The 16,441-nt window shown below is 75.5% G+C and carries 5 protein-coding genes and 1 pseudogene; all 6 read left to right on the forward strand.

What is annotated here, in order from left to right:
- Window positions 1-28 precede the first annotated feature (28 nt).
- Window positions 29-6,634, forward strand: a pseudogene (locus ACIQGV_RS00800) (SDR family NAD(P)-dependent oxidoreductase); the annotation flags it as partial.
- A 65-nt stretch (window positions 6,635-6,699) separates the two neighbouring features.
- Entirely contained in the window at window positions 6,700-8,040 is a 1,341-nt protein-coding gene (gene ccrA / locus ACIQGV_RS00805; protein ID WP_402488512.1) for a crotonyl-CoA carboxylase/reductase, read from the forward strand.
- On the forward strand, window positions 8,033-9,037 hold the full coding sequence (locus tag ACIQGV_RS00810; protein WP_402488515.1) for a 3-oxoacyl-ACP synthase III family protein: 1,005 nt from the start codon (window positions 8,033-8,035) through the stop codon (window positions 9,035-9,037). Before ccrA ends, ACIQGV_RS00810 begins: the two co-directional genes overlap by 8 nt.
- Window positions 9,034-9,900, forward strand: a complete 867-nt coding sequence (locus ACIQGV_RS00815) for a 3-hydroxybutyryl-CoA dehydrogenase (RefSeq protein ID WP_402488518.1) — start codon at window positions 9,034-9,036, stop codon at window positions 9,898-9,900. Before ACIQGV_RS00810 ends, ACIQGV_RS00815 begins: the two co-directional genes overlap by 4 nt.
- Before the next feature lie 470 nt (window positions 9,901-10,370).
- Complete coding sequence (locus tag ACIQGV_RS00820; protein WP_402488520.1) at window positions 10,371-11,414, forward strand: nucleotide disphospho-sugar-binding domain-containing protein; 1,044 nt, start codon at window positions 10,371-10,373, stop codon at window positions 11,412-11,414.
- Window positions 11,415-11,533: 119 nt separating this feature from the next.
- Window positions 11,534-16,414, forward strand: a complete 4,881-nt coding sequence (locus ACIQGV_RS00825; RefSeq protein WP_402488523.1) for a type I polyketide synthase — start codon at window positions 11,534-11,536, stop codon at window positions 16,412-16,414.
- Window positions 16,415-16,441: the final 27 nt, after the last annotated feature.

Below are 16,441 nucleotides of genomic sequence, written 5' to 3' on the forward strand. Positions count from 1 at the left end.
TTCCCGTGAACTGGTCGATCCGGGGCGGGCGTTCAAGGATCTGGGGTTCGACTCGCTGACGGCGGTGGAGCTGCGCAACCGGCTGAGCGCGGACACGGGCGCCCAGCTGGTGAGCACGCTGGTCTTCGACCACCCCACGCCCGAGGCACTGACCGCACACCTGTACGACACGATGTTCGCGGGCGCCGCTGCACCGGCCTCGACGGCCCCCTCGTACGACAGCCTGCTCGACCTGGTCCTCGGGCACGTCGCCGACGTCCTCGGGCACGGTTCCCGTGAACTGGTCGATCCGGGGCGGGCGTTCAAGGATCTGGGGTTCGACTCGCTGACGGCGGTGGAGCTGCGCAACCGGCTGAGCGCGGACACCGGCGCCCAGCTGGCCAGCACGCTCGTCTTCGACCACCCCACGCCCGAGGCGCTCACCACCCATCTGCACGAGACGCTGTACGGTTCCCTCACCGCCGCCTCGGCGGCCGGAACGCCCGCGCCCGCGGTGTCCGCCCAGGACGACCCGATCGTCATCGTCGGCATGGCCTGCCGCTTCCCCGGCGGCGCCACCACCCCCGACCAGCTGTGGGACCTGGTCTGGGAAGGCCGCGACGCGTTCACCGAGTTCCCCGCCGACCGGTCCTGGGACATGGACTACTGGATGGGACTCCTCGCCGAGACCGGCACCACCCCCCTCGGCGGATTCGTCCCCAGCACACCCGACTTCGACGCCGCGTTCTTCGGGATCGGTCCCAACGAGGCGATCATGATGGACCCGCAGCAGCGCATGCTCATGGAGACCGCCTGGGAGGCGCTGGAACGGGCGGGCATCGACCCCCTGGCCCTCAAGGGCAGCACCACCGGCGTCTTCGCGGGCTGCATGCAGAGCACGTACGACACCGGCCCGCTCAGCACCATGGAGCAGCACAGCCAGTACATCGGCACCGGCGGCCTCAGCTCCATGGTGTCCGGCCGGATCGCCTACAGCTTCGGCTTCGAGGGCCCCGCCGTCACCGTCGACACCGCCTGCTCCTCCTCACTGGTCGCCCTGCACCTGGCCGGCCAGGCGCTGCGCGACGGCGACTGCGAACTGGCCCTGGCCGGCGGTGTCACCGCGCTGGTCTCCGCCGAGCCGTTCGCCCAGTACATGGACGGCACCGCCGCCGACGGCCGCTGCAAGGCGTACTCCGACTCCGCCGACGGCGTCGGCTGGGGCGAGGGCGTCGGTCTCGTCGTCCTCGAACGGCTCTCCGCGGCCCGCCGCAACAACCACCCCGTGCTGGCCGTCGTCCGCGGCTCCGCCGTCAACTCCGACGGCGCCTCCAACGGACCCACCGCACCCAACGGCCCCTCCCAGGAACGCGTCATCCGCAAGGCACTCGCCTCCGCCGGACTCCGTACGCACGAGATCGACGCCGTCGAGGGCCACGGCACCGGCACCACCCTCGGCGACCCCATCGAGGCCAACGCCCTGCTCGCCACCTACGGCCAGGACCGGCCCGACGACCGGCCCCTGTGGCTGGGCTCGGTGAAGTCCAACTTCGGGCACACCCAGGCCGCCGCCGGCATCGCCGGGGTCATCAAGATGGTCCAGGCGATCCGCCACGCCGGACTGCCGCTGACCCGCTACGCGGACCACCCCACCACCCAGGTCGACTGGACCACCGGGAACGTCAGGCTGCTCGCCGAGAGCATCCCCTGGCCCGACCACGGCCGGCCGCGCCGCGCGGGCGTCTCCTCCTTCGGCCTCAGCGGCACCAACGCCCACGTCGTCCTGGAACAGGCCCCCGAGCCCGAGAGGACCGACACACCGCCGGCCGACCGCGCCCCCGACGGGCACGCCGTACCGCTGCTGCTGACCGCCCGCACCGCCGAGGCCCTGCCCGACCAGGCCGCCCGGCTGCGCGCCCACCTCGCCGAGCACCCCGGCACCGACCCGCGCGACCTCGCCCACTCCCTCGCCCTGCGCCGGCCGCGCTTCGCCCAGCGGGCGGCCGTCGTCGGCGCCGACGCCGAGGAGCTCGACGCCGCGCTCGCCGCGCTCGCCGAGGACCGCGAGTCGCCCGCCGTGGTGACCGGCACCGCCGAACGCGGCGGACCCGTGGCGTTCGTCTTCCCCGGCAACGGCAGCCAGCGCCCCGGCATGGGCCGCGAACTGCACGCCGCGTTCCCGGTGTTCGCCGCCGCCTTCGACGAGGTGTGCGCCGCCTTCGACGAGTACCTCGACCGGCCGCTGCGCGAGGTGATGTTCGCCGAGCCCGGCTCCGTCCTCGGACAGCTGCTCGACCAGGTCGCCTTCGGCCAGGCCGCCCAGTTCACCATGGGCGTCGCCCTGGCCCGGCTGCTGGACTCGTGGCGGGTGCGCCCCGACTACCTCCTCGGCCACTCCGGCGGCGAGGTGATCGCCGCGCATGTCTCCGGGGTGCTCCCGCTCGCCGACGCGGTCCGCTTCACCAGCGAGCGCAGCCAGCTCCTCCAGGAGATCCCCGCCCAGGGAGCGATGGTCGTCGTGGAGGCCGACGAGGAGGAGATCCTCCCGCTGCTCACCGACGGCATCGGCATCGCCGCCCTCAACGGCCCGCGCGCCGTCGTGGTCTCCGGCGAGAGCGCCGAGGTGGAGGCCGTCGCCGAGCACTGGCGGGCGCAGGGCCGCCGCACCAAGCGGCTCGACATCCCGCGCGCCGGCCACTCCCCGCTGCTGGAGCCGCTCGTCGACGAACTGCGCGAGGCCGCCACCGGCCTCGCCTACGACACCCCCCGGGTGCCGATCGTCTCCACCGTGACCGGCTCGCTCGTCACCGCCGGACAGCTCGCCGACCCCGAGCACTGGGTCGCCAACTGCCGCCGCACCGTGCGTTTCCTGGACGGTGTGCGCGCCCTGGAGGCCGAAGGCGTCGCCCGCTACGTCGACCTCTCCGCCGACGGCGCCCTCGCCGGGATGATCTCCACCTGCCTGGGCGGCGACGGCCAGGACGGCGCCGTGCTGTCCGTGCTGCGCAAGGACGTGCCCGAGGACACCGCGGCCTGCCTCGCCGCCGGCCGGCTGTTCACCGACGGCCACCCCGTCGAGCCCGAGCGGCTGCTGCTCGGCCGCGGCGCCGTTCGCACCGAGCTGCCGCCCTACGCCTTCCACCGCCGGCGCTACTGGCCGGACGTCGACATGGCCGCCGTCCGGCAGAGCGGCGGCATGGCCTCCACCGGCGTCGAGGCCACCGAACACCCGCTGCTGGGCTCCTCCTTCGAGCTGGCCGGCACCGGCGAGATCGTCCTCGGCGGCCGGCTCTCCCTCGGCACCCACGGCTGGCTCGCCGACCACGCCCTCGGCGAGACGGCCCTGTTCCCCGGCGCCGGGTTCGTCGAGCTCGCCGTCCGCGCCGGCGACGAGGCCGGCTGCCGCCGCCTGGAGGACCTCACCGTCGAGACCCCGCTGCCGCTGCCCGCGCACGGCAAGGTCCTGGTCCAGGTCGTGGTCGGCCCGCACGACGACTCCGGTGCCCGGGCGGTGACCGTCCACTCCCGCCCGGACACCGGCCCCGACACCCCCTGGACCCGGCACGCGAGCGGCCTGCTGACCGCCGACGCCGCGCCCGAACCGGACGGCCTCACCCAGTGGCCGCCGCCCGGCGCCGAGGCCGTCGACCTCTCCGACCTCTACGAGGGCTTCGCCGAGGCCGGATTCCGCTACGGCCCCGCCTTCCGCGGACTGCGCGCCCTGTGGCGGCTGGACGACGAGGTGTACGCCGAGGTCGCCCTGGACGCCGGCACCGCCCGCACCGCCGAGCACTACGGCATCCACCCCGCGGCCCTCGACGCCGCCGTCCAGGCCGTCGGCCTCGCCGAGGCCGTCGACGTCGAGTCCGGCATGCCGTTCGCCTGGTCCGGCGTCGACCTCTGGGCCACCGGCGCGACCCGGCTGCGGGTGAGGGTCACCCCGCTGCGCCACGACACCGTGAGCGTGCTGATCGCCGACCAGGCCGGCGACCCGGTCGCCTCCGTCGAGTCCCTGGTGATCCGCCCGGCCGGCGGGCCGGCCAGGGCCGGCCGCGCACCCCGCCACGACCTGCTGTTCGGCTGGAACTGGCCCCGGCTGCGCACCGGCACCGCTCCCGCCCCCGCCACCTGGGCGCTGCTCTCCGGCGCCGCCGACGGGCTCGCCGGCGAACTCACCGCCGCCGGACTGCGGCCGGCCGCCGAGGGCGACCTCGCCCGGCTCGCCGCCGACGCCCCCGGTGCCGACGTGGTCGTCCTCGACGCCACCGCCCTCGCCCAGGGCGCCCCCGCGGGACCGGACGCCGTGCACACCGCGACCGGACAGGCCCTGACCCTGATCCAGCAGTGGCTGCACAGCCGCGAGTTCGCCGGGGCCCGGCTGCTCGTGCTGACCCGGGGCGCGGTCGCCCTCGGCGGCGAGGACGTCACCGACCTGCCCGGCGCCGCCGTACGCGGCCTGGTGCGCTCCGCGCAGTCCGAGCACCCCGACCGGTTCGTGCTCGCCGACACCGACGGCGGCGCGGCCTCCCTGCGCGCGCTGGGCGCCGCCCTCGCCGGCGACGAGCCGCAGCTGGTGGTGCGCGACGGCGTCGTCCGCACCGGCCGGCTCGTGCGCACCGCCGCGGGCGACACCGGCGCGGCCGCGTTCGACCCCGACGGCACCACCCTCGTCACCGGCGCCTCCGGCTCCGTCGGACGGGTGCTCACCCGCCATCTGGTGACCGAGCAGGGCGTACGCCGCCTGGTGCTGGTCGGCCGGCGCGGCGCCGACCCGGAACAGATCGCCGAGCTCACCGGCCTGGGCGCCGAGGTCACCTCCGTCGCCTGCGACGCCGCCGACCGCGACGCGCTGGCCGCCGTGCTCGACGGCATCGGCGACGAGCATCCGCTGAGGGCGGTCGTGCATCTCGCCGCCGTCGTCGACGACGCCACCGCCACTTCCCTCGACGGGACACGGCTCGCGGCGGTGCTGCGGCCCAAGGCGGACGCCGCCTGGCATCTGCACGACCTCACCCGCGACCGCGACCTCGGCGCGTTCGTGCTGTTCTCCTCGGTCGCCGGTGTCCTCGGCAACCCGGGCCAGGGCAGCTACGCGGCCGCCAACAGCTTCCTGGACGCCCTGGCCGCCCACCGGCGTGCCCACGGGCTGCCCGGCCAGTCGCTGGCCTGGGGGCTGTGGCAGACCACCGCGACCGGCCCGGACACCGGGGCCGACGTGGACACGGCGGGCCTGGGCCGCGCCGGGATGACCGCTCTGGCGGACGCGGAGGCGCTGAAGCTGTTCGACACGGCCGTCGCCCGCACCGAGGCGCTGCTCGTCCCCCTGGCCGTGGGGGACGCGGCCCCCGACGGCGGTGCCGTGCCGCACGCCTTCCGCGCACTGGTCGCACCGGCGCGGCGCACCGCCTCCCGCACCACCGCCTCCGACGTGACCGCCCTGCGCCGCAGGCTGGCCGGCCAGAGCCGGGAGCAGCTCGGCAAGACGATGCTGGACCTGGTGCTGGAGCACGCCGGAACCCTGCTGGGCTACGGCGACGCCGAGACCATCGAGCCCGACCGGCACTTCCTGGAGTCCGGGTTCGACTCGCTGACCGCCGTCGAGCTGCGCAACCGGCTGGGCACGGCGACCGGACTGCGACTGGCGCCCACCGTCGTGTTCGACCACCGCACCCCCGGCGGTCTCGCCGGGCACCTGGCGGACGAGCTGGGCACCTTCGACGAGGACCCGGCCGGCGACGGGGCCGACGAGCCGCGCGGCACGGACACCGAGGACGGGGAGACCGTGCCCGGGCTGTTCCGCGAGATGGTGCGGGCCGGGCAGGTCCAGGAGGGGCTCGGCATGCTCCAGTGGGTCGCCAAGGTCCGGCCCGCCTTCACCTCCCGCGCCGACATCGACCGGCTGCCCGACGTGGTGCGTCTGTCGGACGGTGACCGCGCCCCGCACCTGGTGTGCCTGTGCACCCCCGCCGCGATGGGCGGTGTCTACCAGTACGCCAGGATCGCCGCGCAGTTCCAGGGCGCCCACAAGGTCTCCGTGATCGCCATGCCCGGCTTCGCGGCGGGCGAGCAGCTGCCGGAGACCGCGGGCGCCGTGCTCGACGTCCTCACCGCCACCGTCCGGATGACCGTACGGGACGAGCCGTTCGCCCTCCTCGGTCACTCCGGCGGCGGACTGTTCGCCCACGCCGTGGCCGAACGCGTCGCCGAGGAGGACCGGGCCCCGGTCGGCGTCGTCCTGCTGGACACCTACCCCGTCGCCGGCGACGCCCTGTTCCAGAGCTTCGCCGCCGAGGTCGCGGTCGGCGCGCTCGCCCGCGAGGTCTGGGCCGGCCAGCTCGGCAACAGGACCTCGCTGAGCGCCATGGCCCGGTACGTGTCCCTGATGCCCGGCATCGAGGTCACCGAGATCCCGACGCCCACCCTGCTGCTGCACGCCACCGACCGGTTCCACAGCTCCGGCGCGGACGACGACGACGACGGCGGCGACGGCGGGGCCGGGTCCGGGGCGGACCTCAGCTGGCGGTCCACCTGGTCCCTCGCCACCAGGGAAGTGGTCGTCCCCGGCGACCACTTCAGCATCGTCGAGGACCACGCCGAGAGCACGGCCGCGGCCATCCGCGGCTGGCTCGACGCGCTCGGCCGGGCGCAGGACTGACACGGCACACGCGCGCCGGCCGGCAGGGCCGGCGCGCTCTCCACGGAGGAAGGAAAGGGTTTCGCATGGACGTGCTGGCCGAGGCGGTGCTGGCCGAGGCGGACGCCGAGGAACTGGCGAAGCTGCCGGTGCCCGAGGAGTACACCGCCGCGCACACCCGCATCGAGGACATCGGGGTCTTCGGGGACGCGGAGGACAAGGACGTACGCAAGGCGCTGCACGTCGGCCCGGTGCCGATGCCCGAACTCGCGCCGGACGAGGTGCTGGTGGCCGTCATGGCCAGCTCCGTCAACTACAACACCGTGTGGTCGGCGACCTTCGAGCCGCTGCCCACCTTCACCTTCCTCAAGTCGTACGGCAGGACCGGCCGCTGGGAGAAGCGGCACGACCAGCCCTACCACGTGCTCGGCTCCGACGCGGCCGGCGTGATCGTGCGCGCGGGCGAGGGCGTACGGCGCTGGAGGATCGGCGACCACGTGCTGGTCAGCCCGATCCAGGTGGACGACCAGGAGGCCGTCACCCACGCCGACGGCATGCTGGGCGAGGGCCAGAAGGCATGGGGCTACGAGACCAACTTCGGCGGCCTCGCCCACTACACCGTCGTCCGCGCCAGCCAGCTCATCCCCAAGCCCGCCCATCTGACCTGGGAGGAGGCCGCCAGCACCCCGGCCTGCGCCGGCACCGCCTACCGCATGCTCGTCAGCGACCGCGGCGCGCGCATGAAACAGGGCGACATCGTCCTCATCTGGGGCGCCGCCGGGGGACTCGGCGTGCACGCCGTCCAGCTCGTCCGGCAGGGCGGCGGCATCGCGGTCGGCGTGGTCGGCTCCGAGGAGAAGGCGCAGGCCCTGCGCGAACTCGGCTGCGACCTGGTCGTCAACCGCAGCGAGCTGGGCATCGGCGACGGCGACGGCACCGACCCCGCCCAGGTCATCGCGGCCGGCAAGAAACTCGGCCGGATCATCCGCGACGCCTACGGCGAGGACCCGCACATCGTCTTCGAGTACGTCGGCCAGGCCACCTTCGGCATCTCCATGTTCGTCGTCCGCCGCGGTGGTGTCGTCGTCACCTGCGGCTCCACCACCGGCTACCAGCACCAGTACGACAACCGCTACCTGTGGATGAAGCTCAAGCGCCTCATCGGCAGCCATGCCGCCAACCTGGCCGAGCAGTGGGAGAGCAACCGGCTCATCGACATGGGCCGCATCCACCCCGTGCTCGGCGCGGTCCACCCGCTCGACGCGATCGGCGAGGCCGCCCGCGAGGTGCAGAACAACACCCACATCGGCAAGACCGGCGTGCTCTGCCTCGCCCCGAAGACCGGCCTCGGCGTCACCGACCCGGCCCGGCGCGAGGCGATCGGCGAGGACCGGATCAACCGGCTGGGGGTGCGCAGCCTTGTCTGATCACCGCGTGGGTGTCCTCGCCACCGGCTCCTGCGTCCCCTCCACCGTGGTCACCAACGAGGACCTCGCGCCCGGCCTCGGCGTCACCCCCGAGTGGATCGAACGCAAGACCGCCATCAGGGAACGCCGCTGGGCCGCGCCCGAGCAGGCCACCTCGGACCTGGCGATCGCCGCGGCGCGCGCCGCGCTGGAGCGGGGCGGCGTCCCCGCCGAGCGGATCGACTACGTCGTCGTCGCCACCACCACCCCCGACTCCCCGCTGCCGCCCATGTCCTGCCTGGTCCAGGCCGCGATCGGCGCGCACCGGGCGGGCTGCTTCGACCTGAACATCGGCTGCAGCGGCTTCGTCGCCGCGCTCGACGCCGCCGCCGGGCTGCTCACCGCCCGGCCCGGCGCGCACGCCCTGGTGATCGCGGCCGACCTGTGGTCCCGGTTCACCGACCCCGCCGAACGCGGCACCCGGGTGCTGCTCGCCGACGCCGCCGGCGCCGCCGTGCTCGGGCCGGTCCCCGCGCCGTACGGGATCGTCGGCACGGATCTCCTCGGCCACGGCGACGAGGCGCCCTACCTGGTCATCGAGGGCGGCGGCACCCGCGCCCCCGCCTCCCACGACACCGTCGACGCGGGCGGCCACTACCTGCGCATGCGCGGCCGCGACGTGAGCGACTACGTCCGCGAGAAGGTGCCCCAGGCGGTCAAGGAACTGCTCGCCCGCACCGGCGTCGCACCGCACGACGTCGCCCACCTCGTCCCGCACCAGGCGAACGGCGTGCTGCTGCGCGAGGTCGCCGCGCAGACCGGCCTGGACCGGGCCCGGACACACCTGACCGTCGAGGAGTTCGGCAACTCCGGGGCCGCGTCCCTGCCGGTCACCCTCGACCACGCCGACCGCGCGGGGCTGCTCGCCGACGGCGACCTCGTCCTGCTCTCCGCGTTCGGCGGCGGCATGGCGGTCGGCACCAGCGTGCTGCGCTGGAAGGCGACAGGAGGGTCGTGAACGACAACGGACTCCACCGTGTCGGGGTCGTCGGCTGCGGCCTGATGGGCTCCGGCATCGCCGAGACCTGCGCCCGCTCGGGCGCGGACGTGCTGGTCGCCGTCTCCTCCGCGCGGTCGGCGGAGGCGGGAGCGCGCCGGATCGAGACCTCGCTGGACCGGGCGGTGGCCAAGGGCCGGATGCCGGAGGCCGAACGGGCCTTCGTCCGGGGCCGGATCACCTTCACCACCGACCTCGCCGACCTCGCGGACCGGCAGATCGTGCTGGAGGCGGTCGTCGAGGACGAACGGGCCAAGACCGAGCTGTTCGCCCGGCTCGACCGGATCGTCGAGGACCCGCGGGCCGTTCTCGCCACCAACACCTCCTCGCTGCCCGTGATGCGGATGGCCGCCGCCACCGGCCGGCCCGAACACGTCATCGGCACCCACTTCTTCAACCCCGTCACGGCGATGCCGCTGGTGGAGCTGACCGGCTGTGTGCGCACCGCGCCGGAGACCTTCGAGCGGACCGAGGCGTTCGTGACGAAGATGATGGGCAAGGAGGTGGTGCGCTCCCCGGACCGGGCGGGCTTCGTCGTGAACGCGCTGCTCGTGCCGTACCTGATGTCCGCGGTACGGATGGCGGAGTCCGGCTTCGCCACGGCCGAGGACATCGACCGGGGGATGACCCTGGGCTGCGCCCACCCCATGGGCCCGCTCCGGCTCGCCGACATGATCGGCCTGGACACCCTCGCCCGGGTCGCGGACGGGCTGTACGCCGAGTTCCGCGAACCCCTGTACGCGGCGCCCCCGCTGCTGCTGCGCATGGTCGAGGGCGGTCTGCTGGGCAAGAAGTCGGGCCGCGGCTTCTACCGCTACGACTGACGGAGGCCGGCGCCGCCCACGCGGCCGGCCGTGCCCGCGGCGCCTGTGCGCGGCGTGCTCCCCGTACGGACCTCGCGGCACCCGCCGGGGCCTTCGCGGCTTCGGCGGCACCCGCCGGGCTCTGTGCGCACGGCGGCCGTGCGCCCGGTCGGCAAGGGCCGCGGCGGCGGCCGGGGGCATGGGTCCGGCCGGGCACACGGGTCCGGCCGGGGGCATGGGTCCGGCCGGGGGCGGGCCGTGCGGCCCGTGGCCTGTGCGGCCCGTGGCCGGGTCCGCCCGCGGCCGTGCGCAGGCCCAGGGGTCAACCCCTATCCCTGGGCGTGGTCCCGGCGGGCGGCCCCGCGGCGCGGGACACGTCCCGCGCCCCTACCCCGCCCCGCTTAGGGGTCCGCGCCGTACGACGGCGCGGTTATCGTCCGAGACGTCCCGTCGCCCCTCGGCGGCCGGCGGGCAGGTTCAGTGGAGGGAACATGCGCGTTCTGCTGGTGACGCCGTCGTCGCCGGACCGGCTGCACCATCTGGTGCCGCTCGCCTGGGCGTTGCGCACATCGGGGCACGCCGTGCAGATCGCCGCCCGGCCGGCCTTCACCGACGCGGTCACCGCCACCGGCCTGGTCGCCGTGGCCGTGGGCGAGGACACACCGGGGGAGCGGGAGGGCTCACCGGACGCGCGCCTGGCCGCACCGGCCGACGTGGAGGGCCTGACGGCCCACGGCGGACGGTGGCGGCCCCGCCTCGTCCTGTGGGACGCCGCCGCACCCGCCGGCGCCACCGCGGCCGGACTGCTCGGCGCGGCCCACGTCCGCGTCGACGGCCCCTTCGACCCGGCCCCGCCCGGAGCCGGTGCCGACACCGATGCCGGGGAGCCGCCCCACGGCACGCTGGACTGTCTGCCGCCGTCCCTGCGGCCCGCCGGGGCCGGGGAACCCGGCGCCGACGGCCCGCGCGCCCTGTCCGTACGGCCCGTGCCGTACGACGGCCCGAAGGTGATCCCCGTCTGGCTGCGGCGCACTCCGCGGGTGCGCCGCGTCCACGTGGCCGCCGACGTGCCCGACGAGGCCGTACCGGCACTGTTCGAGGCCGCCGCCGGCCTGGACGCCGAACTGCTCTTCGCCCGGCCCGCCGACCGCGTCCCGCCGGGCGTCCGGCTGCCCTCCCAGGTGCGGCTCCTCGACTCCGTCCCCGCCGCCGTCCTGCCGTCCTGCACGGCCGTCGTGCACGGCGGCGGCACGGCCCTCGCCGTCGCCGCCCTCGCCCACGGGCTGCCGCAGCTCGTCCTGACCGGCGCTCCCGCCGGCCACGCCGGGCCCGCCGACGGCATCGTGGCCCGGCTCGCGCACCTCGGCGCCGCCGCCGTCACCGGCCCCGCGCACCTGGACGCCGGCGTCCTGCGCGAGATCGCAGGGGACTCCCCGCTGCGCGCCCGGGCGGCCCTGCTGGGACGGGAGACGGCCGCCCTGCCGACGCCGCGGGACATCGTGCCGGAGCTGACCGGCCTCGCGGCCGACCGGTGAGAGAACCCCACGAGGAGATTTAGGGGTGGGTGCGCCGGGCCCGTCTCGGTAGCGTTCGGCGCGGCAATCGGCGGACACCGGAAAACGTCCGGTTCGCGGCACCAGAGCGAACTCGGTCCATGTCTTTGTGCGATGGAATTCGGCATCTCGTGAACGGGACCGCGATGGAACACGAAGAAAAGCTGCGCGCCTATCTCAAACGTGCGACCGCCGATCTCCAGGAGACCCGGCAGCGGCTGCGGGAGGCCGAATCACGCAGCCACGAGCCTCTCGCGGTCGTCGGAATGAGCTGCCGCTATCCCGGCGGAATCTCCTCCCCGGAGGATCTGTGGCGGCTGGTCTCCGAAGGCCGGGACGCCATAGGCGACTTCCCCGCGGACCGCGGCTGGGACATCGACCGGGTCTACGACCCCGAGCCCGACCGGCCCGGAAAAACATATGTGCGCCGCGGTGGATTCCTCTACGACGCCCCCGAATTCGACGCCGCGTTCTTCGGGATCTCTCCCGCCGACGCGGACGCCACCGACCCCCAGCAGCGGCTGCTCCTGGAGGCGTCCTGGGAGGCGGTCGAACGGGCCGGCATCGCCCCGGACACCCTGCGCGGCACACCCACCGGAGTGTTCGCCGGGCTGATGTACCACGACTACACCGGCGGCGCTCCCGGCGGCAGCCTGATCTCCGGCCAGGTCGCCTACAGCCTCGGCCTGGAGGGCCCGGCCGTCTCCGTCGACACGGCCTGCTCGTCCTCCCTGGTCGCCCTGCACCTGGCCGCGCAGTCGCTGCGGGCCGGCGAGTGCACCCTGGCCCTGGTCGGCGGGGTCGCCGTGATGAGCACCCCGGCCATCTTCGTCGACTTCAGCCGGCGCCGGGGACTCGCGCCCGACGGACGCTGCAAGGCGTACTCCGACGACGCCGACGGCACCGGCTGGTCCGAGGGCGTCGGCGTGCTGCTGCTGGAGAAGCTCTCCGACGCCCGCCGCAACGGACACCGCGTCCTCGGTGTCGTGCGCGGCTCCGCCGTCAACCAGGACGGCGCCTCCAACGGCTTCACCGCGCCCCACGGCCCCTCCCAGATCAAGGTCGTCCGCCAGGCCCTCGCCGACGCCGGGCTGACCCCGGCCGACGTGGACGCCGTGGAGGGCCACGGCACCGGCACCACGCTCGGCGACCCCATCGAGGCGCAGGCCCTGCTCGCCACCTACGGCCAGGACCGGCCCGACGGCCGGCCGCTGCGGCTCGGCTCGGTCAAGTCCAACCTCGGGCACACCCAGGCCGCCGCCGGGGTCGCCGGAATCATCAAGATGCTCCTCGCGATGCGGCACCGCGAACTGCCGAGGACCCTGCACGCCGAACGGCCGTCCCGGCACGTCGACTGGACCTCCGGCGCGGTCCGCCTGCTCACCGAGGCCGAACCCTGGCCCGACCCCGGCCGGCCCCGCCGCGCCGCCGTGTCCTCCTTCGGCATGTCCGGCACCAACGCGCACATCATCCTGGAGGAGGCGCCCGACGGGTCCGGCCCGTCCGACGAGCGCCCCGGGGCCGGCGACCGGCCGGCCGTCACCCCGCTGGTGCTGTCCGGCCGTACCGAACCCGCCCTGCGGGAGTCCGCCCGGCGCCTGGCCGCACGGCTCGACGGCACCGGGGACCGGCCCGACGACCTCGGGCTCTCCCTGGTGGCCGGCCGCAGCCTCTTCGAGCACCGGGCCGTCGTCGTCGGCGCCGACCGCGCACGGCTCGCCGCCGGACTGCGCGCCCTGGCCGCGGGCAGCTCCGCGCCCGGAGTCGTCACCGGCCGCGCCGGCACCCCCGCCCGTACGGTGTTCGTCTTCTCCGGCCAGGGCTCCCAGTGGCCCGGCATGACCACCAAACTCCTGCGGCAGTCCGACGTGTACGCACGCCGGCTGGCCGAGTGCGAGGCGGCCCTCGCCCCGTACACCGACTGGTCGGTCACCGCCGTCCTGCGCGGTGAACCCGGTACCCCGCCCGCCGACCGCGTCGACGTGGTGCAGCCCCTGCTGTGGGCGGTGATGGTGTCCCTGGCCGCCGTCTGGCGGGCCCACGGCGTCGAACCCGACGCGGTGATCGGCCACTCCCAGGGCGAGATCGCCGCCGCGACGGTCTCCGGCGCGCTGTCCCTGGACGACGGCGCCCGCGTGGTCGCCCTGCGCAGCCTGGCCATCGCCGAACTCCTCGACCGCGAGGGCGGGATGCTCGCCGTGGGCCTGCCGGCCGAGGACGCCGAGAAGCGCCTGGCCCCGTACGGCCCGGACGTCTCGGTGGCCGCCGAGAACGGCGCCCGCTCCGTGGTGATCTCCGGAAAGGGCGGCGTGCTCGACCGGCTGCGCGAGGAACTGGAGGCCGACGGCGTCCGCGCCAAGCGGGTCCCGGTGGACTACGCCTCGCACTCCGCCTACGTCGACGCGCTCCAGGACCGCCTGCTGCACGACCTGGCGCCGGTACGGCCCCGCCCGGCCCGGGTGGCGATGCTGTCCACCGTCACCGGCGAACTGCTCGACGGCACCGAACTGGACGCCCGCTACTGGTACGACAACCTGCGGGGCCGGGTGCGCTTCGCCCCGGCCGTACGGGAGCTGGCCTCCTCGGGCGCCGTCTCCTTCCTGGAGGTCAGCGCCCACCCCGTCCTCGGCATGAGCATCCAGGAGACCCTGGAGGCACTGGAGTCCGACGCCGTCGTCACCGCCACCCTGCGACGCGACGAGGGCGGACTCGCCCGGTTCGCCGAGTCGGCCGCCGAACGCCATGTGCGCGGCCTGCCGGTCGACTGGACGGCGTTCTTCCCCGGCGCCCGCACCGTCGACGTGCCGACCTACCCCTTCCAGCGCGTCCGCCACTGGAACCCGGACCTGCCCGAGGCCCCCGCGTCCGGCACGGCCGCGGAGACGGCGGACCCCTTCTGGGAGGGCGTCGAGAACGACGACCCCGAAGCGCTCGCCGCACTGCTCGACGTGGACGACGCCGGGCCGCTGCGCGCGCTGGTGCCCGCGCTGTCCGCCTGGCGCCGTGAGCGCACCCGTGACGCCGCGCTGGACACCTGGCGCTACCGGGTCACCTGGGCGCCGCTGGCCGGCGGTCCGTACACGGGGCTGACCGGCACCTGGCTCCTGCTCGGCCCCGACCCGGCCGGCACCGTCGCCCGCGCCCTCACCGCCGCCGGAGCCGACGTCGTCGCCGTGTCCGCCGAGGGCGCCGACCGTGCCGGGCTGGCCGCCCGCATCCGGACCGCGCTGGCGGGCCGTGCACCCGCCGGAGCGCTGTCGGCCGCCGCGCTCGCCGTGCCCCCCGGCGCGGACGACGACGGGCCGCCGTACGCCGTCGCCACCACCCTGACCCTGCTCCAGGCGCTGCGGGACACCGGCACCGACACCCCCCTGTGGTGCCTCACCTCCGGGGCCGTCGCCGTCGACAGCGGCGAGGACGCCGACCCGGACGCCGCCGCCCTGTGGGGCCTGGGCACCGTGCTGGCCCTCGACGCCCCCGACGGCTGGGGCGGCCTGGTCGACCTGCCGCCGGACGCCGGCCCGGACGCGCTGGACCGGCTGTGCCGGGTGCTCGCCGGAACCGACGGCGAGGACCAGGTCGCCGTCCGCGGCACCGGCGCCTTCGGCCGACGGCTGGTCCGCGCCCCGCTGCCGGGCGGCGAGCGCACCCCCTGGCGCCCGCGCGGGACCGTGCTCGTCACCGGCGGCACCGGCGGGGTCGGCGCCCATGTGGCGCGCGGCCTGGCCCGGGCCGGCGCCGAACGTCTGGTGCTGGTCTCCCGGCGCGGACCCGAGGCGCCCGGAGCCCGTGAACTCGTCGCCGAACTGGTCGCGTCCGGCACCGAGGTGCTCGTGGAGGCGTGCGACGTCGCCGACCCCGACGCGGTCCGAGCACTGGTCGCCGGGCTGCCCGCGGACAAGCCGCTCACCGCCGTCCTGCACGCGGCCGGCGTGCTCACCGCGGAGCCGCCCCTGGACGAGGCCACCGCCGGGCAGGTCGCCGGGGCGATGCGGGCCAAGGCCCGCGGGGCCGCCGTGCTCCACGAGGTGCTCGGCGACCGCGACCTCGACGCCTTCGTCCTCTTCGCCTCCGGCGCCGCCGTCTGGGGCACCGCGGGACAGCCCGCCTACGCCGCGGCCAACGCCTGGCTCGACGGACTCGCCCAGCACCGCCGCGCCCGCGGCCTGCCCGCGACGTCCGTCGCCTGGGGATCGTGGGGCGGAGGCGGCATGGTCGGCGAGGAGGACGGCGCGCACCTGCGCCGGATGGGCCTGGCCGAGATGGACCCCGAGACCGCCGTCGAGGCCCTCGGCCTGGCCGTCGGCCGCGGCGAGAGCCACCTCGTGGTCGCCGACATCGACTGGGAGCTGTTCGTCCCCGTCTACACACTGCGCCGCCCGCGCCCCCTGCTGCGCGACCTGCCGGACGCCCGGCGGGCCCTCGACGAGCAGCACGGCACCGCCGTGCCCGACGCCGGGGCCGCCGCCCTGGCGGAGAGCCTCGCCCGGCTCACCGAGAGCGAGCAGCGCCTGCACCTCCTCGACCTGGTGCGCACCCAGGCCGCGGCCGTCCTCGGCCACACCGGCGCCGCCGACGTCGAACCCGGCCAGGTCTTCAAGGAGATCGGCTTCGACTCGGTGTCCGCGGTCGACCTGCGCAACCGGCTCGCCACGGCGACCGGCCGCAGACTGCCCGCCACGGTCGTCTTCGACCATGTCCACGCGCAGGCGCTCGCCGACCATCTGTGGACCCTGCTGTGCGGCGACGCGGCCGCGGACGTGCCGCTGAGCGTCGAACTCGACCGCCTGGAAGCCCGGTTGAGCGCACTGGACCGGGACGAGCTCGAACGCTCCCGGGTCACCGCGCGCCTTCAGCACCTCGTCGGAAGGCTGACCGGGACACTGGGCGGCACCACCGGCTCCACCGTGACGGACCGGCTGGCCACCGCGACGGCCGACGACCTCTTCGATCTGATCGACAACGAACTCGGCGCGAGCTGACGGGCCCCGGGGACAGGACACGAGACG

Origin of the sequence: Streptomyces sp. NPDC093094 (assembly GCF_044754345.1) — a bacterium.
In the GTDB taxonomy this organism is placed as follows: domain Bacteria; phylum Actinomycetota; class Actinomycetes; order Streptomycetales; family Streptomycetaceae; genus Streptomyces.